Raw genomic sequence first — 26,529 nt, 5'->3', positions numbered from 1 at the left:
GAGGGGTGGGCGACCCACGCCCCCTGTAAGGGCGTGGGCAGGCACTTTGCCGTTGAGGCAAGGAGGATCAGGAGCCTTCGCCAAGCTCCAGCACCCTGTCGATCAGCTCCTGAGAGCCGGGCACTTCGCGGGAGAAGGCTTCGTAGATCGCCCCGGAAGCTTCGATGAAGACCGACGTATCGACCTCGTTCACTTCGGTGTTCGCCTGGCGAATCACATCAATGAGGTCCTCGTCGAGCTGCGCGGCGTGCTCGTAGACGAACGCCTGTGTCTCCTTGGCCGCCTCGATGATGATCTCCTGCACCTCATCGGGAAGGTTGTCGAAGCGGCGCCCGGCAGTGAGGTAGGCCGGTGTATAGACGTGCCCGGTAAGGGAGAGGTAGTTCTGCACCTCCTGGAAGCGCTGTCCGGCGATCTGGGCCAGGGGGTTTTCCTGACCATCCATGACGCCGGTCTGCAGGGCCATGAATACCTCGGAAAGCGACATCGGCGAGGGCTCGGCGCCGTACTCCTCGAACATGCGTACGCGCCATACGCCCTGAGGCACCCGCAGCTTGATGCCACGCAGGTCATCCGGGGTATTGATCGCGCGGCGGTTGTTGGTGATGTGGCGGAAGCCGTTCTCCCACACGGCGAGAATGCGGTAGCCGTTCTGCTCGGCCAGAGGCGCCAGTTGCGGCCAGAACACCTCCTCCTCGACCCGCTTCATGTGCTCGCGGTCCTGGATCAGATAGGGCAGCTCGAAGAGGCCGAACTCGTCAGCCACCGAGGACATGATGGTCGAGGGCAGGGCCAGGTCGACGGTACCGAGCCGCATGCGCTGGAGCAGCTCCGAGTCGGTGCCCAACTGGCTGGAGCCGAACACCACCACCTCGTAAGGCTCCGGCAGGCGCTCGTTGACCAGCTCGGCGAAGTAGTCGGCGGAGTCGGCAAACAGCGAATCGGGGCCGCCGACGTGACCGAAGGTGATCTCGCGGGCCTGGAGGGGTGCCGAGACTAGGGCGACAGCGGCAGCAACCGCCGTGAGACGTAGGAGATACATGGCGTGTTTCCTCTTGTTCTAATGTTGGCTTTGCACTATCAGTCTTGCCATGAAACACTTACATAATGAATTCTTTATTCTAAATTCTTCATTGACAGTAGTCCTGCCATTGAACGCATGTCAAGCAGAGTGCCTCCCATGAATGGCTTCAGTCGGGCTCGAGCCCCGCGGCAAAGCCGGCCGCCCGGATACCCGCGAGAGCGGCGCTTTCGTCCTCGTCCGAAGAGGCGCCGCTGACCCCCACGGCGCCGATGACGTGCGCCTCCTCATCGAGGACCAGCACACCGCCGGCGACCGGAATGAAGTTACCGTCGGCAGCGGCAGCAACGCTGGCAAGAAAGGCAGGACGCTCGGCATTACGGCTGCCCACCACGCCGCTGGAGGCACCGTTACCGAGTGCGGCGAACGCCTTGCCACGGGCCACCGGAAAGCGCAGCGGTGCACAGCCGTCTTCACGCTCGGCGGCGACTACGTGACCGCCCCCATCCAGCACCACGACGGTGATAGGCTGCATATCCGCACTACGGCCATAGCCGAAGGCGCCGTCGATTATCATTCGCGCCTGCTGACGACCGAGCTGCACGCTACTGTGAAATACCTTGCCCGCCATAAGGCCTCCTCATGCGGTAATCGTCGTTCCGCCCGCCTCGCCCTGCTTCACTTGATCACCCCCTTGCGCCTCAGCTCCTCGCAGCGCGCCTCGTCGAGACCCAGCTCGGCCATGATCTCGTCGGTGTGCTGGGCATAGAGCGGTGCCGGACGGCGAATCTGCGGCGGCGTGCCGGAGAGCTTGCTGGCAAAGCCGATGGTCTTCATCCGACCGATGACCGGGTGCTCCATCTCCTGCACCATGCCGCGCGCCTGATAGTGCGGATCGTCCAGCGCCTGAGCGAAGTCGTTGATGGGGCCGGCGGGCACGCCCGCCTGGTCGCACTTGGCCAGCCAGGCTTCGCGGGTGTCCCGGATGAAGATCTCTTCGAGTACCGCCTCGAGCTCCTCTACGTTCTGCCCGCGCTGATAGTTGTTGATGAAGCGCGGGTCCTGCAGCAGATCGGGGCGATCGATCACCTCGTGGCAGAGCCGCTCCCAGGTGCGCTGATTGGCGCAGCCCAGCATGATGTAACCGTCGCGGACCTTGGTCGCCTGGTAGGGTGCCGATACGCGGTGACGCCAGCCGGTAGGCTCGGGCACGGTGCCTTCGGCGAAGAACGCCGCCGCCTCCCAGGTGAACCAGGGCAGGCCGCACTCGGCGATGGCCACGTCGACGTGCTGCCCTTCCCCGGAGCTCAGCTTGTGGATGTAGGCAGCCAGGATCGAATAGACGGCGGTGATGCCCGCTCCGATGTCGTAGACGGCGATGCCGGTCTTCAGCGGGCGTCTCCCCGGCTCCCCGGTCATCGACATCAGCCCCGTCATGCCCTGGGCTACCAGGTCGAAGCCCCCCTTGTGGCTGTATGGGCCGGTCTGTCCATAGCCGGAGATGGAGCAGTAGATGATGCCGGGGTTGATGGCCTTGATGGTCTCGTAATCCACCTTCAGCTTCTTGGCCACGCCGGTGCGGTAGTTCTCGACGATGACGTCGGCTTCCTTGGCCAGGCGATAGAAGATCTCGCGCCCTTCTTCCTCCTTGAGGTTCAGCGAGATGCTCTTCTTGTTGCGGTTGATCTGGGCGAAACAGGTCGACTCGTCGTTGACGTAAGGTCCCATCTGGCGGCTGTCGTCGCCGCCGTTCTTCTCCACCTTGATGACGTCCGCCCCCAGGTCGCCGAGCACCATGGTGCAGTAGGGGCCGGCCATGATCTGGGAAATGTCGAGAACCTTCATTTTCATTAAGGGGAGCATGCTTGCCACCTCATTGTCATTGGGGGGTGTGCTGAGGAAAAACTCACGAAGCCGGCGCTATGCGCTACTCGCCGCGCCAGGCATGGGGGGTCTTGTCGACGAAGGCCTTGACGGCGCTCTTGAAGTCGCGACTGGTGTAACAGAGCGCGATCAGGTCCTCTTCGCTGCCTGCCGGTGGCCGCCGTGCCGCCAGCACACGGCTGACTCCCTCCTTGGAGGCGCGCAGCGTCAAGGGCGCAAAGCCACCCAGCCTCTCGGCCACCTGCCGGACCTCCGCTTCGATCTTCTCGGCGGCGACGACCTCGGTGACCAAACCCGCCTGCTTCGCCTCATCGGCACCGAACAGCTTGGCCAGCATCAGCACCTCCTTGGCCCTGGCGGCACCGACCAGATCGACCAGGCGCGACACGTTGGTAATGGAGACGCAGTTGCCGAGGGTCTTGGCGATGGGCACGCCGAAACGCAGATCGGGTGTGCAGTAGCGGAAATCGCAGGCCATGGCGATGGCCGCACCGCCGCCGACGCAGAACCCCTCCAGCAGCGCGATGGTGGGCTTGCCGAGCGATTCCAGGGCGCCAATGACCTCGTCGATGCGGTGCTCGTAGTCCAGCGCGTGCCGTGCCGTTTCGAAGCCGGTGAACTGCTTGATGTCAGTGCCGGCAACGAAGGCTTCACCGCCGCTGCCGCGCAGCACCACCACGTCCACCTCCGGGTCCTCGCTCAGGGCCTGGCAGTGCCGCTCGAGCGAGTCGTACATGCCCCAGGTCATGGCATTGCGCACCTTGGGGCGATTGAAGATCAGCCACGCGATGCGTCCATCCTTGATCAGTTCCAGCTCGGCCGTCGATTTCGGCTCCATTTGACCTCCTGCTTCATCAGCGGCTGGCAGCAGCCGTTAAGCCTCACCTGCCCTCTCAACCGGCGCCAGAGTCGATGTTGGCGCCTCTTTTTTGTAATTATGAACTCATAATTCATTTCATCAAGTTAGACTTTTGGCTAGCACCTGTACGATGATGCAACCAATAAACCTGTAAAAACAATTAGGTAATGATTTCCGTATGGAAATGCAGAAAATTCGTTATGAATTCTGAATTATTGACGTCTCGGGTTTGGCTCCCTAAGTTGGAGCCATCCCTTGCATGAGCCACACCTCGGCGGCCCCACCGGCGGCAGCCCGAACGAACGACCACAAGGAGCAAACGCATGACGACGTATGCACTCGGAGAGACTCGCCCCAGCCACGACGACAGCGTGTTCATCGCCCGCGAAGCGGCCGTGATCGGCGACGTAAGAATGGGCAAGGACGTCAGCATCTGGCCGGGCGCCGTGCTGCGCGGCGACAACGAGCCCATCAGCATCGGCGACAACAGCAACATTCAGGAGAATTGCGTGCTGCACACCGACCCGGGGTTCCCGCTGAGCATCGGCACCGACGTCACCATCGGCCATCTGGTGATGCTGCACGGCTGCAGCATCGGCAACGGTACCCTGATCGGCATGCAGTCCACCGTCCTCAACGGGGCGCGTATCGGCGAGAACTGCCTTATCGGTGCCGGGTCGCTGATCACCTCCAACAAGGAGTTTCCGCCCAACTCACTGATCATGGGCACGCCGGCCAAGGTGGTACGCACCCTGAGCCCGGAAGAGGTGGCCGGCCTGACCGCCAGCAGCCAGAGCTATGTGGAACGCAAGGCGCGCTTCCTGGCCGAACTGATACCGTTGGACGAATGATCGGCGGGCTGGCCGGGGCCTCGTCACGACGATGAGGAGCGTTCGCTCGCCGCCTGGATGCGCCCTGCCCCCATCAGGTCGTCGGGATCGAACACCGCCTTGATGCCTGCCAGCAGGCGGCGCTCGGTGACCGTGAGGCGGTCGAGAAAGGCCGCCTGCTTGCTGCGGCCGATGCCGTGCTCGGCGCTGATGCTGCCACCGAAGCCATCCACCACCGTGAAGATCGCGCTTTCCAGGCGCTCGAACAGGGCCGGCAGCGCCTCTGCCGGCGTCTCGGCGGGTGGCAACACGTTGATATGCAGATTGCCGTCGCCGATATGGCCGTAGGCGATGACCTGCGAGGTGGGCGACAGGGCCGCGACCTCCGCCGTGGCCTGCTCAACGCACTCGGCAATCGCCGAGATCGGCACCGAGACGTCGGTGCGCAGGTGCTCACCGCGCAGCAGTTGCCCCTCCACCATGCTCTCGCGAATCGCCCACAGCTGACCGGCCTGGGCGACGCTGGAAGCCAGCACGCCGTCCAGCACCACCTCGTGCTCCATGCCCGCTTCCAGCAACCCTTCGAGCAGGCCAGGCAGGTCCACCGGTCCGGTGGCCGTCAGTTCGAGCAGCACATGGTAGGGATAAGCCTCGTCGAAGGGGTCGGCGAGCTGCGGTGCGGCCTCGAAGGCCAACTCCAGGCACAGGCGCGGCATCAGCTCGAAGGCGGAGAGCAGGTCGCTGCAGCGGCGTCTGGCCAAGGCATAGAGCCGCACAGCGGCATCCACCGAGGGTACCGCCAGCAGCGCGGTCTGCGACTGCTCGGGGCGCGGCGTCAGCTTGAGCACCGCCCCGGTGACGATGCCCAGCGTGCCTTCGCTACCCAGGAAGAGCTGCTTCAGATCGTAGCCGCGGTTGTCCTTGTGCAGCGCCTTCATGCCGTTCCAGATCTCGCCGTCGGGCAGCACCACCTCGAGACCCAACACCAGCTCGCGCATCATGCCGTAGCGCAGCACGTTGACCCCACCGGCATTGGTGGCGATGTTGCCGCCGATCTGACAGCTGCCCTGGGCGCCCAGCGAGAGCGGAAAGAAACAGTCCGCCTCCTCGGCGGCACGCTTGACCTCCTCGAGAATGCAGCCGCCGTCCACCGCCATGGTGAAGTTGAGCGGGTCGAGTCCACGGATGCGCGTCATGCGTTCGAGGCTGATGACCACCTCGGGCGTCCGGACGTCCGGCAGCGCGCCCTTCACCAGACCGGTGTGCCCGCCCTGGGCCACCATGGCGATGCCGTGCCGGTGGCAGTAGCGCACCACCGCCGCCACCTCCTCGGTGCTCCGGGGGCGCACCACGGCCAGCGGCATGCCCAGGCGGGCACCGGCCCAGTCGCGCACGTAGCGCTCCTGGTCGGCGGCCTCGGTGATTACCCCGTTGGCTCCCAGCAGTTGGGTGAAGGCGGCGACGGCATCGTCGTGGTACGTCATGTCGGCATCTCTACTCAGAAGTCGTGAAGGTGGGTGGCGATGGGCCGCCTCATTCGGCCGTTGCCTTGTGGCCGCGCCGGCGCGCCATCACGAACAGCCGCTTGGCGAGCGGATAGAGCACGAACAGCAGGATCAACGTCAGCAGTGTGGCCGCTATCGGGCTTCTCAGAAAGATCATCGGATCGCCACGGGAGATGTCGAGCGCCTGGCGCAGGCTCGTCTCGAGACGAGGAGTGAGCACGAAAGCCAGCAGCAGCGGCGCGATCGGATAGCGGGCGGCGGTCATGAAGAAGGCCACCACCCCGGCACCGAGCATGAACCAGACGTCGAACATGCTGTTGTTGACGCTGTAGGAGCCCACCACGCACACCACGGCGATCACCGGGATCATGATCGAGGCCGGGATCAGCAGCAGCTTGACCAGGAAAGGAATGATCGCCAGCGCCGCCAGTACCGCCATGACGTTGCCCAGGTACATGGACGAGATCAGCCCCCAGACGAAGTCGGGGTTGTTCTGGAACAGCAGCGGCCCGGGCTGCAGGCCCCACATCATCAGCCCGCCGAGCAGCACCGCCGCAGTGCCCGAGCCGGGAATGCCCAATGACAGCAGCGGCGCAAACGAGCCGGCGGCGGCGGCGTTGTTGCCCGCCTCCGAGGCCGCCACGCCCTGGATGCGCCCCTTGCCCAGCTCGGCGCCATTGCGGCCCACCTTCTTCTCCAGCACATAGGAGAGAAAGGAGCCGGTGGTGGCCCCGGCGCCCGGTAGAATGCCCACCAGATTGCCGAGCACCCCGGAGCGCAGCGAAACCGGCAAGATGCTGCGCGCCTCCTTGCGGTCGAGCAGGCTCTCCTTCAGCCCCAGCCGGCCGGTCAGCCCCTTGGCCGAGGGATCGACCCGGTTGACCATCATCACCAGTACCTGACTGAAGCCGAACATGCCGATCACCAGCGGAATGAAGGAAATGCCGTTGAGCAGATACATGGAGTCGAAAGTGAAGCGCGGCTGACCGAAGGCCGTGCCGATGCCGATCGTCGCCAGCATCACGCCGATGAAGGTCGAGATCAGGCCCTTGAGCGGGTTGTCCCCCAGCAGCCAGCCGATGGAGCAGAGCGCCAGCAGGATCAGCGCCGCCACCTCCGCCGGCCCGAACATGAGGCCCACGTGGGCCAGCACGGGCCCCATGAAGGTGAGCATGATGATGCCTACGGTACCGCCGATGAACGAGGAGATGTTGGCGGTGAACAGGGCCTTGCCGCCATGCCCCTGCTGCGACAGCGGATAGCCGTCCAACGAAGTCACCACGGCCGGCGCATCGCCGGGGATGTTGAGCAGAATGGCACTGTAGGAGCCGCCGTACATGCAGCCGTAATAGAGGGCCCCGAGCATGATGATGCCGGTGATGGGGTCCATCTGGAAGGTGAGCGGCAGCAGCAGGGCGATGCCGGTGACCGAACCGAGGCCGGGAATGGCCCCGACGATGATGCCGAGGCCGGCGCCGACCAGGGCCGCCAGGATGTTGCTGAACGTCAGCGAGGTGGCGAACCCCTGCATCAGGGACTGTAGGATATCCATATGCGACTCTTCGTTCGGTTAGGTGAAAGGCGCCATGAGCGCGCCTTCGGGGAAAGCCACCATCAGCCACATGCCGAACAGCAGATAGATCGCACCGCCCGCACAGGCGCCGATCACCGTGGACTTGAGCCACGACTGCCGCTCGATCAGCGCCATCCACAGCACGATGAACAGCGTCATCGCCAGTACCATGCCGAACAGCGGTATGCTGGCGATGGCCAGCCCCATGGCCACGGCGGGCCATAGATTGCGCCAGCTCACGCGATCCGTTTCGAACCTGCGGCGCAGCAGCTCGTAGCCACCGAGCAGAGCGGCCCCCAGCCCCATCACCACGGGGAAGAAGCCGGCTCCGGGGCCGTTGTGCATCCATACCCCATACTTCCACCAACCGAAGCCGGCCCAGGCGAGCCCCATCACGATGATGCCCAGTGTGACCAGCGGAGAGAGCCAGGAGCGGCCCTCATGGGCCGGCTCTTGATTCACGCTTGACATAGTGTGCGCCTCTTGCGGTAGCGGCCGACCGGGAACAAACGAGGTGGCCGCAGCAACGACCGGGGCGCGGCCACCCATCGGCGCCGCGCCCCGCGAGCCTCAGTCGATCATGCCGGCTTCCTGGAACAGCACCCGGTAGCGCTCCTGCTCGCGCTGGTAGTACTCGGCGCTCTCCTCGGCTCCCATGAACGTCGGGATCAGGCCGTTGTTCTCGACGTACTCCTGGGTCCACTTGTCGGTTTCCGCAGCGGCACGGAAGACGTTCTCCCAGAACTCGACGGCCTCCTCGGGCATATCGGGCGGGCCGGCATAGCCACGGAAGATCATCAGCTCGAGGCCTTCATAGCCCAGCTCGTCGAAGGTCGGCACCTCGTCGAAGGGAGCGTCGAGGCGCTCCTCCGAATAGGTGGCCAGGAAGCGCACCATGCTCTGGTCGACCCGCGAGCCCAGCTTGAAGATGGCCGCATCGATATGGCCGCCCAGCAAGGCGGAGGTGACATCACCGGTGCCGTCGAAGGGAACGTACTGAAAGTCGACACCCAGGTTGTTGTCGAGCATGGCGAAGGCCAGGTGGTCCTCGCCGCCGCGGCCGGCCCCACCGACGGTAATGCCGCCGGGATCCTGCTCGGCGCGCTCGATCAGGTCGTCGAGATTCTCGATATCTCCTTCGGCCCTGACCCCCACGAATAGCGTATCCAGCGACAGCGTGGCGAGCGGCGTAAGGTCGTCGAGCTGCACCGAGGCGTCGTTGACCAACATGCTCATCATCTGACCGCCGTTGAAGGTCGTGATGATATGGCCATTGCCGCGCTGGCTGTAGGTGTAACTGTTGCCTACCGCGCCAGAGCCGCCGGGCCGGTTATTGATCAGAATGTTGCGGTTGACCATGTCGGTCTCGCGAATCGCCTCGACCAGCATGCGCGCGTTGATGTCGCTACCGCCACCGGCGCTGTATGGCACCACGAATTCCACGTTGCGCTGTGGCTCCCAGGCGTGGGCGCCGCCAACCAGCGCCAGGCAGAGCACTCCGCAGAGTGCGGTCTTGCCGACCATCACTGTTTTCGTCATCTCTCGATCACCCTATTTGTCGTTGTCGGATCAGAAGCCGTCGCCAAGGCATGGCGGCAACCGGCGTGTTCACGGGTGCGGGTCGAATGGGCGTCTCCTCCCGCTAAATGTAATTATGAACTCATAATTCATTTCATCAATGTCGACTTTGGTCTAGCCGCTGCGAACGGCCAGCCGTCAGGAGGAGCGCGACACGCGCGGTCTGGCGAATGCCACCTGCCGGCGCAGCTCCGCGACCAGCTCAGCGGCGGCGCTGGAGAGCGGTTCATGCTTGCGGGTGATGATGCCGTAGTAGTCAAGCGGCTTGCCGATGGTCAGCGGCAGCACCGCATACTGGCCGCTGGCCAGGGGGCGCTTGAGCACCGACCAGGGCAACACCGCCAGCATCGGCGCGCTCAGCAGCAGCTGCAGGGTGGTCTGGGTCGAGGTGGTCTCGATGGTGTCGTCGGGCGAGGCGATGCCGGCGTCGGCCAGCGCGGCCTCGATGACCTGACGCATGGGACTGGAGGGAGGATGCAGGACCCATGGCCAATGGCGCAGCGCGGCGAGTTCGACTCGCTCCTGGCCGGCCAGAGGATGATCGTGAGCCACCACCACGCGCAGCGGCTCCTCAAGCAGCGGCTCGAAGTCGAACAGGTTGTGTTGATTCACCGCCGTGAGCCGGCCGATCACCAGATCGAGCTGCTTGTATTCAAGGGCCTGCAGCAGACGGTCGCTGCTCTGCTCATCGATGCTGACCGACAGCCGCGGCCGCCGTCCCTTGAGGGCGGCAATGGCTGCCGGCAGGATCTCGGGGGCGGCCGCCGGGATGGCACCGATCAGCAGCCGCCCATAGCCGCCTTCGCGCATGCGCTGGACGTCCTCGACCATGCGCTCGATATCGTTGAGCAGAATCTCGGCATGCCTCACCAGCTGAGCGCCCAGCTCGGTCGGCACCATCGCCCGAGGCTGGCGCTCGAAGATGGCAAAGCCGAAATGGGTCTCCAGGTCGCGCAGCATCTTGCTGGCTGCCGGCTGGCTGAGATGCATCTGCCGGGCGGCGGCACGCATGTTGCGGCGCTTGTCGAGGTGAAGCAGCAGCAGCAGGTGCTTGAAACGCATCCAGCCGCACAGGCCGGTCGATGACAGGTTGTCCACGTTTACCGGCCCTCTGATAACCTATGCCGATCAGCCAACATAGGCGCCGCTGCCAGCGGGATCAAGCAGCGCCCCGCTGCCGTCAGATGTCTCCCCTGCCGAGCAGACCGATCAACTCGGGGAGCGTGGCCTGAGCGTGCCCCGCCCCCTCGGCCTGCCCCAGCACCTCGTCGATGCCCGCTGCGGCCACCTTCGCCGCCCCCAGGTCGCCGGCCATGGCCAGGTAGTAGCCGAGGTCCTTGTGGGCGTTGGCGATGCTGAAACGGAAGCCCGAGGTGTCGCGCTCCTGAATGTAGGGCCGCAGCCGTTCGAGCACGGTGCCCGCCCCACCGCCCTTGGCCAGCACGTCGACGAAGACATGCGGGTCGATGCCGCCCCGTTCGGCGCAGGCCGCCGCCTCGGCAAGCACGGTGGAGAAGCCCACCGAGACGAAGTTGTGCAGCAGCTTGAGCTGATGACCGGCCCCCACCGGGCCGGCATGGGTGATGTTCTCGGCGAAGCTCTCGAGCAGCGGCTGCTGCGCCGCGAACAGTTCGGCATCGCCTCCCACCAGCAGGTTGAGACGACCCTCGGCAGCCTCCTTGGGCGTGCGCGTCATGGGGGCGTCGAGAAAACGCCCGCCCGCCTCCGCCACCGCCTCGGCGATGCGCTGCGTCGAGCTGGGAATCGCCGTGGAGCAGTCGATGATCACGCTGCCGGGCCTGAGCCCTTGCAGCACGCCATCCTCGCTCAGCAGCACCTCCTCGACCTGGGGCGAGCCGGTCACGCAGAGAATGATGACGTCGGTATGCCGGGCCAGCTCCGCCGCCGTGGCGAACGCCTGCGCCCCGTTCTCGAGCAGTGCCGCAACGGGCTGGTTGCCGGGGTGCTCGAGAAAGGCCAGCGGCCAGCCGGCGCGCTGGACGTTGGTGGCGATGCCGTGGCCCATCAGGCCGATGCCGATCATGCCCACTCGCTGTTTCGACTGCGCGTCGCTCATGTCACAACCCACCCATGCAGAGATATTTGATTTCGATGTAGTCCTCAATGCCGTACTTGGAGCCCTCCCGTCCGATACCGGACTCCTTGACGCCGCCGAACGGGGCCAGCTCGCTGGAGATGATGCCTTCGTTGATGCCCACGATGCCGCACTCCAGGGCCTCGGCCACCCGCCACACCCGGCCCACATCGCGGGTATAGAAGTAGCTGGCCAGGCCATAGGGGGTATCGTTGGCCATGCGCACCACCTCCTGCTCGTCGCTGAAGCGCAGCAGCGGCGCCACGGGGCCGAAGGTCTCCTCGTTCATCAGCCGCGCATCGCTGGAGACGTCGGTGAGAATCGTCGGCTCGAAGAAGTTGCCGCCCAGCGCATGCCGCTGCCCGCCCAGGTAGACGCTGGCCCCGCGCTCGCGGGCGTCGGCGATGTGCTCCTCGACCTTGGCCACCGCGGCCTGATCGATCAGCGGCCCCAGAGTCACCCCTTCCTCCAGGCCATTGCCGACCTGCTGCGCCGCCACCGCTTGGGCGAGGCGCTCGGCGAAGGCATCGTAGATCCGCTCGTGGACGAAGATACGGTTGGCGCATACGCAGGTCTGGCCGGTGTTACGGAACTTGGAAGCCATCACCCCGGCCACCGCCTGGTCGAGATCGGCGTCATCGAAGATGATGAAGGGAGCGTTACCACCCAACTCCATGGAGACCTTCTTGACCGTCTGGGCGCAGGCGGTGAGCAGCACCTTGCCCACCTCGGTGGAGCCGGTGAAGGAGAGCTTGCGTACCAGCGGGTTGGCGGTCAGCTCATCGCCCACCGTGCGGGCACTGCCGGTGACCACGTTGAGCACTCCCCGGGGCACACCGGCGCGCCCGGCCAGCTCGGCCAGGGCCAGCGCCGAGAAGGGCGTGCTGGATGCCGGCTTGACCACCACCGTGCAGCCGGCCGCCATGGCGGCGGCGGCCTTGCGGGTGATCATCGCGTTGGGGAAATTCCAGGGCGTGATGGCGGCCACCACGCCGACCGGTTCCTTGGTGACCACGATGCGGCGATCCCTGGCATGGGCCGGAATGACGTCACCGTATACCCGCTTGGCCTCTTCGGCGAACCACTCGATGAAGGCGGAGCCATAAGCGATCTCGCCCCGGGCCTCGGCCAACGGCTTGCCCTGCTCCAGGGTCAGGATACGGGCCAGATCCTCCTGGTGCGCCATGCACAGCTCGTACCAGCGCCGCAGGATGGCGGCTCGCTCCTTGGCGGTCCTGGCCTTCCACTCCGGCAGGGCTCGCTCGGCTGCCTCGATGGCTTCACGCACCTGTGCCTGAGGCAGGCGGGGCACGCTGCCTAGCCGCGTGTCGCTGGCCGGGTCGATCACCTCGATGACCGCCTCGTCGCTGGCATCGACCCAGCTTCCATCGATGTAGGCATGCTGCCTGAACAGCGCCGGGTCCTGCAGCTGCGGCTGCCGACCACCGGTCGGGCTCTGATTTTCTCCACTCTCCTCGCGCATCTTCTCCTGCCTCCTCTCGCATCACGGTTTGTCTGATCACGGACTTTCTGATCACGGACTTTCTGACGAAGAATGATCTTGAGACTTTGAATTATGAATCCAAAATTAAGAATCATACTTTCGTCGAGAGGAAACCGGACGCGCCGCATCCTCGAGGACCACGACAGGGCCTGCAGTGCGTTTCGATAACCGCTGGTTAACGTAGATACGAAAAAAACGATTGGAAGGTTATTGGATTGCCCACCAGGCTGGGTTGGACAACAAATCTTTACTTCTCTTAGACCTTGCTGGAATTGTCGCCATGACCACCATCACCCGTCTCGAGGTTCAGGACATCCGCTTTCCTACCTCACGCTCCCTGGATGGCTCCGATGCCATGAACGCGGCGCCGGACTACTCTGCCACCTATGTCACCCTGCACACCGATGCCGGGAACGGGCTCAGCGGCCACGGCCTGACCTTCACCATCGGCCGCGGTAACGAAATCTGCGTCAAGGCCGTAGAGTCGCTGGCCTACCTGATCGAGGGCCGCCGGCTCGACGACATCACCGCCGAGATGGGCCGCTTCTGGCGCGAGCTGACCAGCGGCGACAGCCAGCTGCGCTGGATCGGACCGGAGAAGGGCGCGATCCACCTGGCCACGGCGGCCATCGTCAATGCCGTCTGGGATCTGTGGGCCAAGGCGGAAGGCAAGCCGGTGTGGAAGCTGCTGGTCGACATGCCGCCCGAGCAGCTGATCCGCTGCCTCGACTTCCGCTTCGTCACCGACGCCCTGACTCCCGAGGAAGCGCTGGGGTTACTGCGTCGCAATGCAGCCGGCCGCGCCGACCGTGAACGGGAGATGCGCGAGCATGGCTACCCGGCCTATACCACCTCGGCCGGCTGGCTCGGCTACGACGATGACAAAGTGCGGCGCCTGGCGCGCGAGGCGCTGGCCGAAGGCTGGACGCACTTCAAGCAGAAGGTGGGCGGTAACCTGGAGGAGGACCGTCGTCGCGCCCAGATCCTGCGCGAGGAGATCGGCTGGGAACGCGCCCTTATGATGGACGCCAACCAGATGTGGGACGTCGACGAGGCGATTGCCAACATGCGCCGGCTGGCCGAATTCGATCCGCTGTGGATCGAGGAGCCGACCAGCCCCGACGACATCCTCGGCCACGCCGAGATTCGACGCCGGCTGGGCTCGATCGGGGTGGCCACCGGCGAGCACTGCCACAACCGGGTGATGTTCAAGCAGCTGCTGCAGGCCGGTGCCCTCGACTACTGTCAGGTCGATGCCGCCCGTCTCGGCGGGCTGAACGAGGTCATCGTGGTGCTGCTGCTGGCCGCCAAGCATGGCGTGCCGGTCTGCCCCCACGCCGGCGGCGTCGGTCTCTGCGAGTACGTGCAGCACGTCTCGCTGTTCGACTATATCGCCGTTTCGGGCTCTCTCGAGGGGCGCATCCTCGAATACGTCGATCATCTGCACGAGCACTTCGAGCACCCCGTGACGATCCGCAACGGCCGCTATCAGGTGCCGACCGCCCCCGGCTACAGCATCAGCCTCCACCCCGAGTCGCTGTCACGCCACCTCTACCCGGACGGCGCCGCCTGGCAGGACGGCTGACCCACTACGAAGGAGACCCAAGATGACCCAGTCAAGACCCTGCATCGCCGTGCCCCTGGGCGACCCGGCAGGCATCGGCCCCGAGCTCGTCGCCAAGCTGCTGGCCGACCGCCAGGCAATCGAAGGGAGCGACGTGGTGGTGGTGGGCGACCCCTGGCTGTGGCAGGAAGGCCAGCGGGTGGCCGGCACCGCGCTCACGCTGCCCGAGATCACCGCCTGGGAGCAGGCCCGCGGCCAGGCCGGCCCCGTACTGCTGCCGCTGAACACCATCCGGCCAGAGGAGGTCGAGTTCGGCCGGGTCGATGCCGCCTGCGGCGCCTCGGTGCTGAAGGTATTGGCCCACTGCCTGGAGGCCGCCCAGGCGGGGCGAATCGATGCCATCTGCTTCGCCCCGCTCAACAAGCTGGCCATGAAGCAGGGCGGCCTGCGCCATGAGGACGAGCTGCACTTCTTCGCCGAGTACCTGCAGGTCCCGGGCGAGGTGTGCGAATTCAATACCCTCGGCAACCTCTGGACCTCGCGCATCTCCTCCCACGTACCGCTCAGCGAGGCCGCCGGCTACGTTACGCCGGAGCGCATCCTGAACGCCACCCGCCTGATCCACGACGCCCTGGTGGCAGCGGGCGTGACGCAGCCGCGCATCGCGGTGGCGGCTATCAACCCCCACGCCGGCGAGGGCGGCACCTGCGGACGAGAGGAGATCGACGTCATCGCACCGGCCGTTGAGGCCTGCGTCGCCGCCGGCTACCCGGCCCAGGGTCCTTTCCCTGCCGACACCCTCTTTCGCCGCGCCCGCGACGGCGAGTTCGACGCTGTCGTCACCATGTACCACGACCAGGGCCAGATCGCCCTCAAGCTGCTGGGCTTCGAGCGTGGCGTCACCGTCCAGGGCGGGCTGCCGATTCCCATCACCACGCCGGCCCATGGCACCGCCTTCGACATCGTCGGCCAGGGCAAGGCCAGCGTCGAAGCCATGCGCCACGCCTTCACCATCGCCTGCCGCATGGGCACGCATCATGCCCTCAGCCGCAGCGCTTAGCCGAATCGACAAACATGAGTAGACGAAAGTATATATAAAAATAATGAATTATGAGTTCATAATGACATCAGCATATTGAAGGCACGTCCGCGCCCCTGGCGCCGAGCCAGGGGCGCGGCCCCCCTCTACAACAACAACGAGGTCCAGCATGAAGCTCAAACATCGGTTCCCTCTCACGCTAGCGGCAGCCTTTCTCCTTGGCCTTGCCTCCGCCTCCGTCTCCGCCACCACGCTGCGTTACGCCCACGTCGGTGCGGAAGGCGACGCACAGACCCGCTTCGCGTCGGAAGCCTCCGCCGCCATCGAGGAAGCCACCGATGGCGGGGTCAGCATCACCATCTTTCCGGCCAGCCAATTGGGTGGCGTAGCAGAAATGGTGGATGGCGTATCGCTGGGCTCCATTTCCATGGCCCATCACGAGTTCGCCTCCCTGGCGCAATCCGTACCGGATATCGCGGTGTTCAATGCGCCCTTCATCTATCGCGATGCGGAGCATGCCCTCAGGGCCACTGACCCGAACTCGCCGGTCATCAGCGAGATGAACGAGCAACTGATCGACGAGGCCGGCATGCGCATCATCGGCAGGATGTACCGCGGCGCTCGCCACATCACGGCCAACTTCCCCGTGGAATCACCCGACGATCTGGCAGGTAAGCCATTTCGTGCCGTACCGCTCGATATCTGGATCTCCATGGTCCGGGGCTTTGGTGCAGACCCTACCCCGGTAGAGGTCTCGGAGCTGCCCACCTCCCTGATGACCGGGCTGGTCGTGGGCCAGGAAAACCCCTTGACCATGATCCGTTCCGATAACCTGCACGAAGTGCAGTCGCATGTTTCGCTGACCGGCCACATGCACTCCATCCTCGCTGTCTTCATCAACGAGAACGTATGGCAGTCCCTGGACGAGGAATACCAGGAGGCCATCACCAACGTGTTGACAGAAAAGGCGGAAGAGTCGCTGCGCTGGGCGCAGGAGACCGAAGAGGAACTCATCGAAGAGCTGACTCAGCGCGGCATGACCATCATCACCGAAGAGGATGGGCTGGATATCGATGCCTTCCGCGAGCAGGTGCTGGCACAGATCAACCGCGACTACCCCAATTTCGAGCCCTACATCGAAATGATCGGGGAAGTGGAGTAACGGTACCGGCGAGGGGCGATGGCCTCTCGCCGGAACATGACCCGATGGGTGAAAAATGAGATACCCAAGAAAGTGGCTCGAGATTTTCTGCGCCCTGCTTCTCGCCGGCATGATCCTGGTGCCGTTCCTGCAAGTGCTCTCTCGCGACCTGCTCGGTACCTCGATCCCCGGCTCCGGCGAACTGACGCGCTTTCTCCTGATATGCCTCGTCTTTTCATCCTACCCGCTGGTCATCGCCAGCGGCGAAAACATACAGATGTCAGAGCTGCGCGACTCCCTTCCGGTCATGTCGAGACGATGGCTGAACCGGCTGATCATGGCAGCCTCCATCATCATCTGCCTGTTCGTTGCCTACTCCGCCGCCACCACCGTGCAGACGAATTTCAACAGAGCGACCCCGGTACTGAAGATCCCTTATTGGATCTTCTTCGGCACTACCGTTCTTGGCCTCTTGGGCGCAGCCCTGGTGCATCTTCTGCAAGGCGCGAGCACGACCGATAACAAATCCGACTCCGGCGTATAAGGCACCTCCATGGGCTTGATCATCCTTGGCATCTTTCTCGTTCTCTTTCTGCTCGGCTTTCCGGTCGTCTATGCAATCCTGATTCCTTCTGCGATATACGTATTACTCGAGGGCCTGCCGCTGGGCCTGATGGGACAGCGCGTCACCTATGCCCTGGACAGCTTTCCTCTGGTGGCCGTACCCATCTTCATCTTCGTCGGCAACCTGATGAACCAGGCGGGCATCACCGACCGTATCTTCCATTTCGCCAACACCCTGGTCGGCCGGGCGCCGGGCGGGCTGGCTCAGGTCAACATATTCTCCAGCCTGATCTTTTCCGGCATGTCGGGCGCCTCGCTCGCCGACGTCGGCGGACTCGGCAAGATCGAGATAGAGGCGATGAAGAAGCGCGGCTACGGAGCGCCCTTCTCCGCCGCCGTCACGGCCTCTTCCGCCGTCGTCGGTCCCATCTTTCCGCCCAGCATCCCGCTGATCGTCTACGGCTCGGTCACCAGCGTCTCGATCGTTCAGCTGCTGCTTGCCGGCATCGTGCCGGCGCTCATCTGCATCGTGCTGCTGATGATCACGGCGGCCCTGCTGGCGCTGCGCCACGACATGCCGAGGGCCGAGCGCTGGCCGACGTTGATGGAGCTCAATCGTGCCTTCATCCCCGCCCTGCCCGCCCTGCTGGCCCCGGTATTGATGATCTCCGGCATGCTCATGGGCCTGTTCACTCCCACGGAAGCGGCCGCGGTAACGGCAGCCTACGTCGTCTTCATCAGCGCCGTTCTCTATCGGGAGCTCACCTGGTCGCACCTCATGTTCTCGCTGCTGGCCACGCTCAGGACGACGAGCGCCATTCTGATCATCGTGGCGGCGGCGGCCATGTTCGGCTGGATCCTCTCCGTCGAGCAGATTCCCCAGCGCTTCGCTGCCTTCATACTGCAGATCTCCCACGAGCCGCTGATGCTGCTGCTGATCGCCAATCTCATCTTCCTGATCGCAGGGATCTTCCTGGATTCCACCACGGCGACCCTGCTGATCGTGCCGATCGTGGCCCCGCCCATGGTGCTCGCCGGCGTCGATCCCGTGCACCTGGGCATCGTGTGCATCTTCAATCTGATGATCGGCCTGCTGACACCGCCGATGGGCCTCTCGCTGTTCCTCGTCTCGTCCATCGCCAAGGTATCGCTGCGCCAGCTGTTGAAAGCGCTGATCCCCTTTTACATACCGCTCGTCGCCACCTTGGCCATCATCACCTTCGCCGCCGATCTGGTGCTGTGGCTGCCAAGTTTCATGCGCTGAGAATGCAAGGAGTTCACCATGACGATTTCCACCGTTGGTTTCATTGGACTGGGCAAGATGGGTAGCGGCTTCGTGTCGCGGCTGATCGACGAAGGCTATGCCGTGGTCGGCTACGACATCGAAGCGGCTCACTGCGAAGCGGCAAAAGCCCGCGGCGCCGACATCGCCGACTCGCCGGCCGCGGTGGCCGCACGGGCCGATCTCATCCAGATCTGCGTGACCACCAGCGCCGCCGTGGAGGCGGTGGTGCTCGGAGAGAACGGCATCGCCGAGGTTGCTCAGGACGGCGGCAAGGTCGTGGTCGATCACTCCACCACGGAGCTGGAGACCACCCGGCGCCTGGCAGCGGAGCTCGAGCGGCGCAACGGCATGGCGTTCGTGGATGCTCCAGTGTCCGGTGGGCCCGGCGCCGCCGCGGAAGGTCGCCTGGCCATCATGGCAGGCGGCACGACAGAGGCCATCGCAGCCGTAACGCCGGTCATGGAGCGGCTCGGCCAGTTCACTCATATGGGCGAGGTGGGGGCGGGCCAGGCCACCAAGCTGATCAACCAGGCGCTGGTGCTCTCGAACTACTGCGTGATCGCCGAAGCCTGCAACCTCGGCAACCGCTTCGGCATCGACGTGAGCAAGATCCCCGAGGCGCTCTCCTCGGGCTATGCCGGCAGCAACCTGCTAAACGACCTGCTGCCGCGCATGGTGGAGAGCGACTTCGAGCCGCGCGGCTATGCGCGTCAGATCCTCAAGGACCTACACATGCTGCAGGACGCGGCCAACGCGCTGAACGTCGCCATGCCCATGGCCGGCATGGCCAACTCGCTCTACAGCATGCTGATCGCCCAAGGCAAGGGCGAGCTCGATGGCGCCGCCATCGTCACCCTGCTGGAAGACCAAGCGCGACAGGACAATGCATGAGGGGCCATTAGCATGAACGACTTTCCTATCGTCGATGCCCATCAGCACTTCTGGGATCTCGAGCGCAACTACCTGCCCTGGCTGTGCGACAAGACGCCCATTCCCTTTCGCTACGGCGACTACAGCGCCATTCGCCGCAACTACATGCCCGCGGATTACCGCCACGACACCCGGGGCTTCAACGTGGTTGGCAGCGTGTTCGTGGAGACGGAGTGGGACCCTCGCACACCGGTGGCGGAGACTCGCTGGGTGCATGAGCTGGCCGAGCGCGAGGGGCTGCCGACGGTGATGGTCGCCCAGGCCCGGCTCGACCGGCCCGATGTGGAAGAGGTACTGGCTGCCCACTGCGACCACCCGCGCGTGCGCGGCATCCGCCACAAGCCCGCCGCCGCGAGCTCACCCGACAAGGTGATCCCCGGCGCCACCGGCTCGATGGGCGACCCAGCCTGGCGCCGTGGTTTCGCCCTGCTCGCGGCCCATGGGCTCTCCTTCGATCTGCAGACGCCCTGGTGGCACTTCGAGGAGGCTGCCGAGCTGGCGGAGTCTCATCCCGCAACCCAGATCGTCATCAACCACACCGGGCTGCCGGCGGACCGCAGCGAAGCCGGGCTTGCCGGCTGGCGCCGGGCGATGGAGCGAGTGGCCGCCCAGCCCAACGTGGCGGTGAAGATCTCCGGCATCGGTGTACCGGGACAGCCCTGGAGCGTCGAGACCAATCGCCGCGTCGTGCTCGAAACCATCGAGGCCTTCGGCGTCGAGCGCTGCATGTTCGCCAGCAACTTTCCCGTCGACAGCCTGGTGGCGAGCTTCGAGACGATCTTCTCGGGCTTCCTGCGCATCACCGAAGGCTTCGCGCCCCAGGAGCGCCGCCTGCTGTTCCACGACAACGCGGTGCGTTACTATCGCATGCCGCTGGGGCAATGAGCACCAAACGCAGATGCCACCCCTGGGGGCGGCATCTTCGCACTGAGTGAACGGATCTGGGCAATCTGGCGCTACTCGGCCATTTCCTCAAGAGCCGACATCTCCACTTTGTTGCGCAGGTGACAGCGAAGGATCTCTCCGAGTGCAGCTCCATTACGAGCCCGCAGCGCTTCGACCATGGACTCGTGCTCACTAACCGCCTGAGACCAGTAGTCCTTGCTCAGCTCGGCGGTGAAGCGCACCCGGCGCACGCGATGGTTGAGATTCTTGTAGACGTCGATGAGCACGTCGTTCTGCGAGGCGACCACGATGGCTTCGTGAATCTGCTGATTGGTCAGCAGGTACTCCTGCATGTTGCCGCCCTTGTAATGCGCCAGCATCTGATAGTGCAGGGCTTCGATATTCGCCAGCTCCGCGTCGGAAATACGCGTTCCGGCCAGCTCGCCCGCCAGGGCCTCGAGGCTCTGCATCACTTCGAAGGTGTTCTTCAACGTGGTGCGGGTCAGCTTGGCAACACGCGCGCCCCGATTGGGCAGCAGCTCGACGAAGCCTTCGTGAGCCAGCACCTTGAGCGCCTCGCGCAAGGGGGTACGGGAAACGCCGAACTGTTCGCACAGCTGCTTTTCGGGAACCCGGCTGCCGGGAGCCAACACGCCTTGCGCGATCAGATCGCGAACCCTTTCCGCCACTTCACCGTGAAGCGTACTCTGCCTGATCTTGTCCATTGGCTTCACTTCTATAACGAATAAATCTAATTATGCATTCAAAAAAAAGGAGCGTCAATTGAGTCGCGGCTCTCAGCCCCACTCGTCGAGACGCATGGCCGAACGCTCCAGGCGCTGATCCTCGGCCTCGATCTCGCGCAGCTGCGCCTCGATACCGTGAAGGTGATCGAGCGCCGCACGGCGGGCGGCCTGAGGCTTGCCCTCCATCACGGCCCGATAGAGCCGCGCATGCTGACGATTGATCATGGCCCGCGGTCTTTCACGATGATAGAGGTTCTTCACCGAGGCGAACACGGAGCTGAGCAGCAGATCGGTGAGCGACTGCAGCGTATGCACCAGCACCGGATTGTGCGAGGCCTGACAGATCGCCAGGTGAAAGGCGTGGTCGAGATGGGCCAGCCGCTCCACGTCTATCGCCTGACCCGCTTCGACGTATTCCGCCATCGCTTCGTAGCGGCGCTGGACCAGCACCCGATCCGCCGGCGTGGCCCGTTCGGCCGCCAGCCGGGCCGACTCCCCTTCCAGCAGCGAACGCACCTCCAGCAGATCGTAAAGGGTACGCGGATGGTCGCGGAAGAGATGCATCAGCGGGCTGTCGTCACGCCCGGCCACCAGCTCTGCCACCACCGAGCCCCGCCCCTGACGAGTGACGATGATGCCTTTGCTGCGCAGCACGCGCAGTCCTTCACGCAACGAAGTGCGCGACACACCGAGGCGCTCGCACAGGCGTCGCTCCGAGGGCAGCAGCTGTCCGGGACGGAACACGCCGTCGAGGATCAGCCGCTCCAGGCGTTCCGCCACCGCATCGGGCGTCAGCGTCGGCGAGACGCGTTCGTGTTCCTGCTGCATTGGTACTCCCCGAGTCTTGTCCACAAGCGTGTTTGCTAACCTGGCGCTAAAGGGCAGACACTGCCATGCTGTATCATGAAAATAATTTCCAATATAACGCCAAACAACTGGTCATACCAGTAGACCGCAGGCTGGACAGGGGACACACCAGAGCGCACATTGGGCGCCTGACGTACGAACCCCTGCCGCATGACTCGCAGAGAGGCAATCATGAACATCCTCTATGACGAACGGCTCGACGGCCCGGCCCCCGAGATGGACAGGGCCGGCATCCGCGACGCGCTGCTGAAGGCCATCCCGGGCATGACCCTGCTGCACCGCGAGGAGGACATGCGCCCCTTCGAGTGCGACGGCCTCTCCGTCTACCGTACCCTGCCGCTGCTGGTGGCGCTGCCCGACTCTCTCGACCAGGTCCAGCGCCTGCTGGTGGAGTGCCATCGCCTCGGCGTGCCGGTGGTCACCCGCGGCGCCGGCACGGGACTCTCCGCCGGCGCGCTGCCGCTCACCCACGGCGTGCTGCTGGTGATGTCGCGCTTCTCGCGCATTCTCGAGATCGACCCCGAGGCGCGCATCGCCAGGGTCGAGCCCGGCGTGCGTAACCTGGCCATCTCCGAGGCGGCCTCGCCCTACGGCCTCTACTACGCTCCGGACCCCTCGTCGCAGATCGCCTGCTCCATCGGTGGCAACGTGGCCGAGAACGCCGGCGGCGTGCACTGCCTCAAGTACGGCCTCACCGTGCACAACGTGATCAAGGTCGAGGTGCTCACCATCGAGGGCGAGCGCATGACCCTGGGCAGCGATGCCCTGGACGCCCCCGGCTTCGACCTGCTGGCGCTGTTCAACGGCTCCGAAGGCATGCTCGGCGTGGTCACCGAGATCACCGTCAAGCTGCTGCCCAAGCCCGAAGTGGCCAAGGTGCTGATGGCCAGCTTCGACGACGTGGAGAAGGCCGGCAACGCAGTCGGCGCCATCATCGCCGCCGGCATCATCCCCGGCGGCCTGGAGATGATGGACAAGCTGGCCATCATCGCCGCCGAGGACTTCATCGGCGCCGGCTACCCGGTGGACGCCGAGGCGATCCTGCTGTGCGAACTCGATGGCGTCGAGGCAGACGTCGACGACGACTGCGAAACCGTGCGCCAGGTGCTGGAGAAGGCCGGCGCCACCGGCATCCGCCAGGCCCGCGACGACGCCGAGCGGGCCAAGTTCTGGGCCGGGCGCAAGAACGCCTTTCCCGCAGTGGGCCGCATGTCGCCCGACTACTACTGCATGGACGGCACCATCCCCCGGCGCGAGCTGGCGCGAGTGCTCAAGGGCATCAGCGACCTCTCCGAGCGCTACGGCCTGAAAGTGGCCAACGTCTTCCACGCCGGCGACGGCAACATGCATCCGCTGATCCTGTTCGATGCCAACCGCGAGGGCGAGCTGGCCGTAGCCGAGGCGCTGGGCGGCGAGATCCTCGAACTGTGCGTCGAAGTGGGCGGCACCATCACCGGCGAACACGGCGTCGGCCGCGAGAAGATCAACCAGATGTGCGCCCAGTTCCGCCCCGACGAACTGGCCACCTTCCGCGCCGCCAAGGCCGCCTTCGACCCGCACGACCTGCTCAACCCGGGCAAGAACATCCCTACCCCGGCACGCTGTTCGGAGTTCCGCACCATCAAGAGCGCGGCGGCCGACACCGCTTCCGTCGTGCAGCAGGGCGGACAGGAGTGACCATGACCAACGCAACGACTCCCAAGGACCACGACGCCAGCGCTGCCCTGGCCGAACGCATCCGCGAGGCCAATGCCGAGGGCGCGCCGCTGCGCATCGTCGGCGGCGACACCCGCTACTTCTACGGTCGCGAAGTGGAGGGCAGCGAGCTCTCCACCCACGAGCACCGCGGCATCAGCTTCTACGATCCGGTGGAGCTGGTGGTCTCGGTGCGCGCCGGCACACCGCTGGCCGAACTCGAGGCGGCGCTGGCCGAGCAAGGCCAGATGCTACCCTTCGAGCCGCCCCGCTACGGCATTGCCAGCACCGTGGGTGGCATGGTCGCCACCGGCCTCTCCGGTCCGCGCCGCCCCTGGGCCGGCAGCGTGCGCGACTTCGTGCTTGGCGCGCGAGTGATCAACCACGAAGGCATCGAGCAGCGCTTCGGCGGCGAGGTGATGAAGAACGTCGCCGGCTACGACCTGTCGCGGCTGATGGTGGGCGCCCAGGGCGGCCTGGGGCTGATCACCGAGGTCTCTTTCAAGGTGCTGCCGATTGCCGGTGCCACCCACAGCCTGCACCTGGAGCTTTCCCTCGACGAGGCCCGCCGGCGCCTGGCCGAGTGGGGCCGCGAACCGTTGCCGATCAGCGCCGCCGCCTGGCTCGACGGAGCTCTGCACCTGCGCCTGGAAGGCGGGCCGAGCTCGGTGGCCGCCACCCGCGCACGCATCGGTGGCGACGACCTCGACAACGGCTTCTGGACCGCCCTGCGCGACCAGCGCCTACCCTTCTTCAGCGAAGGTCGGGCGCCGTTGTGGCGGCTCTCGCTACCCCACCGTACGCCAGAACTGGAACTGCCCGGTGTCGACGAGCGGCTGATGATTCACGACTGGGCCGGCGCCCAGCGCTGGCTGCGCGCCGAGCTCGATGCCGAGACCCTGCGCCGCGCCTGCCAGGCCGCCGGCGGCCACGCCACCTGCTATGGCCCGCGCCCGGCCGACGTGGAGCCCTTCACGCCGCTGCCCGAGGTACTGATGAAATACCACCGCAACCTCAAGGCTCAGCTCGACCCCAAGGGCATCTTCAATCCCGGCCGGCTCTACGCGGCGCTCTGAGACGTACAGGAACGAGACATGCAGACGCATTTCACCGAGGAAGCCCTCAAGCAGCCGCACATTCAGGAGGCCGACCGCGTCCTGCGCAGCTGCGTGCACTGCGGCTTCTGCAACGCCACCTGCCCCACCTACCAACTGCTGGGCGACGAGCGCGACGGGCCGCGTGGGCGTATCTACCTGATGAAGCAGATGCTGGAAAACCCGGATGACAGCGAAAACGTCACCGAGCAGACCCGCCTGCACCTGGACCGCTGCCTGACCTGCCGCAACTGCGAAACCACCTGCCCCTCCGGCGTGGAGTACCACAAGCTGCTCGACATCGGCCGCGCCGAGATCGAGCGCCGGGTGCCGCGCAGCACCGCCGAGCGTGCCCAGCGCTACGCCCTGCGCAAGGCCCTGGTGGAGCCCAAGCGCTTCCAGGCGCTGCTCAAGCTGGGCCAGACCTTCAAGCCGCTGGTACCCGGCAAGCTCAAGGACAAGCTGCCGCCCAAGCCGGTGGATGCCGGCACGCGCCCCGACCACAAGCGCCACGCACGCCAGATGCTGATCCTCGAAGGCTGCGTGCAGCCGGGGCTCTCGCCCAACACCAACGCCGCCACCACGCGGGTGCTCGACCGTCTGGGCATCGGCCTCACACCGGTGGCCGAAGCGGGCTGCTGCGGCGCCGTCGACTTTCACCTCAACGCCCAGGACGACGGCCGCGCTCGCGCGCGGGCCAACATCGACGCCTGGTGGCCGCATATCGAGGCCGGCTGTGAAGCAATCGTACAGACCGCCAGCGGCTGCGGCGCCTTCGTCAAGGAGTACCGCGACATCCTCAAGGACGACCCCGCCTACGCCGACAAGGCCAAGCGCGTGAGCGAACTGGCCAAGGACCTGGTCGAGGTGCTACGCGACGAAGAGCTGACGAGCCTCCAGGTCAACGAAGGCCGCCGGCTGGCCTTCCACTGCCCCTGCACACTGCAGCATGCCCAGAAGCTCGGCGGCGCGGTGGAGAGCGTGCTGGTCAAGCTCGGCTTCAGCCTCACTCCGGTCCAGGACGCCCACCTCTGCTGCGGCTCGGCGGGCACCTACTCGATCACCCAGCCGGAGCTGGCCACCCAGTTGCGCGACAACAAGCTCAACGCCCTCGAGGCGGGCAACCCGGAAACCATCGTGACCGCCAACATCGGCTGCCAGACGCACCTCAACGGCGCGGGGCGCACGCCGGTCAGGCATTGGATTGAAATTGTCGATGAGGCCCTGCCACCGCCCGTAAGCAGCTAGCCTCTGCGAATAGTCGCCCAAGGCGAGGGGCGCCGGGGACAGGCCGAAGAGGAGGTCCGATGCCATGGATGGCATCGGTAGCGCCCAGGGATGGGTTTACAGCGCCTCCTCGCAGGCCTGTCGCCGGAACAGCCCCGTGTTTCGCCGGGAGGCTACCAGCTCCGCATCGCCATTGTTTTTATTTCAAAAGGAGAACCCCATGAAGACCAAACCCGTACTTACCCTGAACGACGTCAACGCCATCCTCGATGCCGCTCAGAAAGAAGCAGAAGCCAATGGCTGGAAGGTGACCATCGCCGTGGCCGACGACGGCGGTCACCTGCTCGGCCTGCGCCGCCTCGACGGCGCCCCGGCCATGACCCCCGACATCGCCACCCAGAAGGCCCGCAGCTCGGCGCTCGGCGCCCGCGAGACCCAGGCCTTCGAGGACATGATCAACGGCGGTCGTAACGCCTTCCTCTCCGCGCCGATGCAGGGCCTGCTCGCCGGCGGCGTGCCGGTGATGGTCGAGGGCCAGATGGCCGGTACCGTGGGCGTTTCCGGCGTCAAGCCCGACCAGGACGTACAGGTCGCCAAGGCCGGCATCGCCGCCGTCGCCTGAGGCGAAACCGAAAAGGCCGGC

The 26,529-nt window shown here is 65.2% G+C and carries 25 protein-coding genes; 12 read left to right on the top strand and 13 right to left on the bottom strand.

The features are described 5' to 3' along the window. Nucleotides 1–67: 67 nt before the first annotated feature. The 4 genes from HOP59_RS14975 to HOP59_RS14960 all read right to left on the bottom strand — a co-directional run bounded on the left by HOP59_RS14975 (nt 68) and on the right by HOP59_RS14960 (nt 3,743). Nucleotides 68–1,042 (bottom strand): TRAP transporter substrate-binding protein, encoded by a 975-nt coding sequence (locus HOP59_RS14975; protein ID WP_010626976.1) that lies wholly within the window; start codon nt 1,040–1,042, stop codon nt 68–70. 148 nt (nt 1,043–1,190) lie between these two features. Beyond that, nucleotides 1,191–1,652 carry a GlcG/HbpS family heme-binding protein gene (locus HOP59_RS14970; protein WP_010626975.1) on the bottom strand — a complete coding sequence of 154 codons (462 nt, stop codon included), beginning with the start codon at nt 1,650–1,652 and terminating at the stop codon, nt 1,191–1,193. 47 nt (nt 1,653–1,699) lie between these two features. Then, on the bottom strand, nt 1,700–2,872 hold the full coding sequence (locus tag HOP59_RS14965; RefSeq protein ID WP_234254490.1) for a CaiB/BaiF CoA transferase family protein: 1,173 nt from the start codon (nt 2,870–2,872) through the stop codon (nt 1,700–1,702). A 76-nt stretch (nt 2,873–2,948) separates the two neighbouring features. Then, the gene (locus HOP59_RS14960; RefSeq protein WP_234254489.1) at nt 2,949–3,743 is read right to left on the bottom strand and encodes an enoyl-CoA hydratase/isomerase family protein; all 795 of its coding nucleotides are present in this window, start codon (nt 3,741–3,743) and stop codon (nt 2,949–2,951) included. Nucleotides 3,744–4,087: 344 nt separating this feature from the next. On the opposite strand from HOP59_RS14960, the gene HOP59_RS14955 reads away from it, so the two are divergent. Beyond that, nucleotides 4,088–4,615, top strand: a complete 528-nt coding sequence (locus HOP59_RS14955) for a gamma carbonic anhydrase family protein (RefSeq protein ID WP_234254488.1) — start codon at nt 4,088–4,090, stop codon at nt 4,613–4,615. A 23-nt stretch (nt 4,616–4,638) separates the two neighbouring features. Here HOP59_RS14955 and HOP59_RS14950 read toward each other — a convergent pair whose 3' ends face one another. From HOP59_RS14950 to gabD, 7 genes are all read right to left on the bottom strand, one after another. Then, entirely contained in the window at nt 4,639–6,078 is a 1,440-nt protein-coding gene (locus HOP59_RS14950) for an FAD-binding oxidoreductase (protein ID WP_234254487.1), read from the bottom strand. A gap of 49 nt (nt 6,079–6,127) precedes the next feature. Then, nucleotides 6,128–7,651 carry a tripartite tricarboxylate transporter permease gene (locus tag HOP59_RS14945; RefSeq protein WP_010626970.1) on the bottom strand — a complete coding sequence of 508 codons (1,524 nt, stop codon included), beginning with the start codon at nt 7,649–7,651 and terminating at the stop codon, nt 6,128–6,130. 18 nt (nt 7,652–7,669) lie between these two features. After that, nucleotides 7,670–8,143 carry a tripartite tricarboxylate transporter TctB family protein gene (locus HOP59_RS14940; RefSeq protein WP_010626969.1) on the bottom strand — a complete coding sequence of 158 codons (474 nt, stop codon included), beginning with the start codon at nt 8,141–8,143 and terminating at the stop codon, nt 7,670–7,672. A gap of 99 nt (nt 8,144–8,242) precedes the next feature. Continuing rightward, complete coding sequence (locus HOP59_RS14935) at nt 8,243–9,211, bottom strand: Bug family tripartite tricarboxylate transporter substrate binding protein (protein WP_141638538.1); 969 nt, start codon at nt 9,209–9,211, stop codon at nt 8,243–8,245. A gap of 177 nt (nt 9,212–9,388) precedes the next feature. After that, nucleotides 9,389–10,348 carry a LysR family transcriptional regulator gene (locus HOP59_RS14930; protein WP_234254486.1) on the bottom strand — a complete coding sequence of 320 codons (960 nt, stop codon included), beginning with the start codon at nt 10,346–10,348 and terminating at the stop codon, nt 9,389–9,391. Nucleotides 10,349–10,430: 82 nt separating this feature from the next. Further along, nucleotides 10,431–11,327 carry an NAD(P)-dependent oxidoreductase gene (locus HOP59_RS14925; protein ID WP_234254485.1) on the bottom strand — a complete coding sequence of 299 codons (897 nt, stop codon included), beginning with the start codon at nt 11,325–11,327 and terminating at the stop codon, nt 10,431–10,433. 1 nt (nt 11,328) lies between these two features. Continuing rightward, entirely contained in the window at nt 11,329–12,828 is a 1,500-nt protein-coding gene (gabD, locus tag HOP59_RS14920; RefSeq protein ID WP_234254484.1) for an NADP-dependent succinate-semialdehyde dehydrogenase, read from the bottom strand. A gap of 301 nt (nt 12,829–13,129) precedes the next feature. Here gabD and HOP59_RS14915 point away from each other — a divergent pair, with 301 nt between their 5' ends. From HOP59_RS14915 to HOP59_RS14885, 7 genes are all read left to right on the top strand, one after another. Beyond that, nucleotides 13,130–14,434 carry an L-fuconate dehydratase gene (locus HOP59_RS14915; protein WP_010626963.1) on the top strand — a complete coding sequence of 435 codons (1,305 nt, stop codon included), beginning with the start codon at nt 13,130–13,132 and terminating at the stop codon, nt 14,432–14,434. Between the two features lie 22 nt (nt 14,435–14,456). After that, complete coding sequence (locus HOP59_RS14910; RefSeq protein WP_234254483.1) at nt 14,457–15,473, top strand: 4-hydroxythreonine-4-phosphate dehydrogenase PdxA; 1,017 nt, start codon at nt 14,457–14,459, stop codon at nt 15,471–15,473. Between the two features lie 148 nt (nt 15,474–15,621). Next, entirely contained in the window at nt 15,622–16,614 is a 993-nt protein-coding gene (locus HOP59_RS14905) for a TRAP transporter substrate-binding protein (protein WP_010626961.1), read from the top strand. A gap of 55 nt (nt 16,615–16,669) precedes the next feature. Continuing rightward, a complete protein-coding gene (locus HOP59_RS14900) occupies nt 16,670–17,137 on the top strand; it encodes a TRAP transporter small permease (protein WP_010626960.1) in 468 nt (155 codons plus the stop codon). A 9-nt stretch (nt 17,138–17,146) separates the two neighbouring features. Then, nucleotides 17,147–18,421 carry a TRAP transporter large permease gene (locus HOP59_RS14895; protein WP_010626959.1) on the top strand — a complete coding sequence of 425 codons (1,275 nt, stop codon included), beginning with the start codon at nt 17,147–17,149 and terminating at the stop codon, nt 18,419–18,421. A gap of 18 nt (nt 18,422–18,439) precedes the next feature. Then, the gene (locus tag HOP59_RS14890; RefSeq protein ID WP_010626958.1) at nt 18,440–19,333 is read left to right on the top strand and encodes an NAD(P)-dependent oxidoreductase; all 894 of its coding nucleotides are present in this window, start codon (nt 18,440–18,442) and stop codon (nt 19,331–19,333) included. 12 nt (nt 19,334–19,345) lie between these two features. Continuing rightward, complete coding sequence (locus HOP59_RS14885; RefSeq protein WP_010626957.1) at nt 19,346–20,257, top strand: amidohydrolase family protein; 912 nt, start codon at nt 19,346–19,348, stop codon at nt 20,255–20,257. Nucleotides 20,258–20,328: 71 nt separating this feature from the next. Here the strand turns inward: HOP59_RS14885 and HOP59_RS14880 are convergent, their stop codons facing one another. Next, a complete protein-coding gene (locus HOP59_RS14880) occupies nt 20,329–20,982 on the bottom strand; it encodes a GntR family transcriptional regulator (RefSeq protein WP_010626956.1) in 654 nt (217 codons plus the stop codon). Nucleotides 20,983–21,054: 72 nt separating this feature from the next. Next, entirely contained in the window at nt 21,055–21,831 is a 777-nt protein-coding gene (gene glcC / locus HOP59_RS14875; RefSeq protein ID WP_234254482.1) for a transcriptional regulator GlcC, read from the bottom strand. A gap of 210 nt (nt 21,832–22,041) precedes the next feature. Here glcC and glcD point away from each other — a divergent pair, with 210 nt between their 5' ends. The 4 genes from glcD to HOP59_RS14855 all read left to right on the top strand — a co-directional run bounded on the left by glcD (nt 22,042) and on the right by HOP59_RS14855 (nt 26,508). After that, complete coding sequence (gene glcD / locus HOP59_RS14870) at nt 22,042–23,547, top strand: glycolate oxidase subunit GlcD (RefSeq protein WP_234254481.1); 1,506 nt, start codon at nt 22,042–22,044, stop codon at nt 23,545–23,547. A 2-nt stretch (nt 23,548–23,549) separates the two neighbouring features. Next, a complete protein-coding gene (glcE, locus tag HOP59_RS14865) occupies nt 23,550–24,641 on the top strand; it encodes a glycolate oxidase subunit GlcE (protein WP_234254480.1) in 1,092 nt (363 codons plus the stop codon). A gap of 18 nt (nt 24,642–24,659) precedes the next feature. Continuing rightward, nucleotides 24,660–25,907, top strand: coding sequence for a glycolate oxidase subunit GlcF (glcF, locus tag HOP59_RS14860; RefSeq protein WP_234254479.1), 1,248 nt, complete (start codon nt 24,660–24,662; stop codon nt 25,905–25,907). 199 nt (nt 25,908–26,106) lie between these two features. Further along, nucleotides 26,107–26,508, top strand: a complete 402-nt coding sequence (locus tag HOP59_RS14855) for a GlcG/HbpS family heme-binding protein (protein WP_234254478.1) — start codon at nt 26,107–26,109, stop codon at nt 26,506–26,508. The last annotated feature ends 21 nt before the right edge of the window (nt 26,509–26,529 follow it).

This window comes from Billgrantia aerodenitrificans, from assembly GCF_021404405.1.
Lineage (GTDB): Bacteria > Pseudomonadota > Gammaproteobacteria > Pseudomonadales > Halomonadaceae > Halomonas > Halomonas aerodenitrificans.
This window is presented reverse-complemented; position numbering and strand designations above follow the sequence as displayed.

Coding starts and splice junctions, on each gene's coding strand:
- HOP59_RS14975 (WP_010626976.1), bottom strand. CDS start 1,042: ATGTATCTCCTACGTCTCACGGCGGTTGCTGCCGCTGTCGCCCTAGTC.
- HOP59_RS14935 (WP_141638538.1), bottom strand. CDS start 9,211: ATGACGAAAACAGTGATGGTCGGCAAGACCGCACTCTGCGGAGTGCTC.
- HOP59_RS14890 (WP_010626958.1), top strand. CDS start 18,440: ATGACGATTTCCACCGTTGGTTTCATTGGACTGGGCAAGATGGGTAGC.
- HOP59_RS14950 (WP_234254487.1), bottom strand. CDS start 6,078: ATGACGTACCACGACGATGCCGTCGCCGCCTTCACCCAACTGCTGGGA.
- glcE (WP_234254480.1), top strand. CDS start 23,550: ATGACCAACGCAACGACTCCCAAGGACCACGACGCCAGCGCTGCCCTG.
- gabD (WP_234254484.1), bottom strand. CDS start 12,828: ATGCGCGAGGAGAGTGGAGAAAATCAGAGCCCGACCGGTGGTCGGCAG.
- HOP59_RS14965 (WP_234254490.1), bottom strand. CDS start 2,872: ATGAAAATGAAGGTTCTCGACATTTCCCAGATCATGGCCGGCCCCTAC.
- HOP59_RS14970 (WP_010626975.1), bottom strand. CDS start 1,652: ATGGCGGGCAAGGTATTTCACAGTAGCGTGCAGCTCGGTCGTCAGCAG.
- HOP59_RS14855 (WP_234254478.1), top strand. CDS start 26,107: ATGAAGACCAAACCCGTACTTACCCTGAACGACGTCAACGCCATCCTC.
- HOP59_RS14895 (WP_010626959.1), top strand. CDS start 17,147: ATGGGCTTGATCATCCTTGGCATCTTTCTCGTTCTCTTTCTGCTCGGC.
- HOP59_RS14880 (WP_010626956.1), bottom strand. CDS start 20,982: ATGGACAAGATCAGGCAGAGTACGCTTCACGGTGAAGTGGCGGAAAGG.
- HOP59_RS14960 (WP_234254489.1), bottom strand. CDS start 3,743: ATGGAGCCGAAATCGACGGCCGAGCTGGAACTGATCAAGGATGGACGC.
- HOP59_RS14900 (WP_010626960.1), top strand. CDS start 16,670: ATGAGATACCCAAGAAAGTGGCTCGAGATTTTCTGCGCCCTGCTTCTC.
- HOP59_RS14910 (WP_234254483.1), top strand. CDS start 14,457: ATGACCCAGTCAAGACCCTGCATCGCCGTGCCCCTGGGCGACCCGGCA.
- HOP59_RS14905 (WP_010626961.1), top strand. CDS start 15,622: ATGAAGCTCAAACATCGGTTCCCTCTCACGCTAGCGGCAGCCTTTCTC.
- glcF (WP_234254479.1), top strand. CDS start 24,660: ATGCAGACGCATTTCACCGAGGAAGCCCTCAAGCAGCCGCACATTCAG.
- HOP59_RS14940 (WP_010626969.1), bottom strand. CDS start 8,143: ATGTCAAGCGTGAATCAAGAGCCGGCCCATGAGGGCCGCTCCTGGCTC.
- HOP59_RS14925 (WP_234254485.1), bottom strand. CDS start 11,327: ATGAGCGACGCGCAGTCGAAACAGCGAGTGGGCATGATCGGCATCGGC.
- HOP59_RS14945 (WP_010626970.1), bottom strand. CDS start 7,651: ATGGATATCCTACAGTCCCTGATGCAGGGGTTCGCCACCTCGCTGACG.
- HOP59_RS14955 (WP_234254488.1), top strand. CDS start 4,088: ATGACGACGTATGCACTCGGAGAGACTCGCCCCAGCCACGACGACAGC.
- HOP59_RS14915 (WP_010626963.1), top strand. CDS start 13,130: ATGACCACCATCACCCGTCTCGAGGTTCAGGACATCCGCTTTCCTACC.
- HOP59_RS14885 (WP_010626957.1), top strand. CDS start 19,346: ATGAACGACTTTCCTATCGTCGATGCCCATCAGCACTTCTGGGATCTC.
- glcC (WP_234254482.1), bottom strand. CDS start 21,831: ATGCAGCAGGAACACGAACGCGTCTCGCCGACGCTGACGCCCGATGCG.
- glcD (WP_234254481.1), top strand. CDS start 22,042: ATGAACATCCTCTATGACGAACGGCTCGACGGCCCGGCCCCCGAGATG.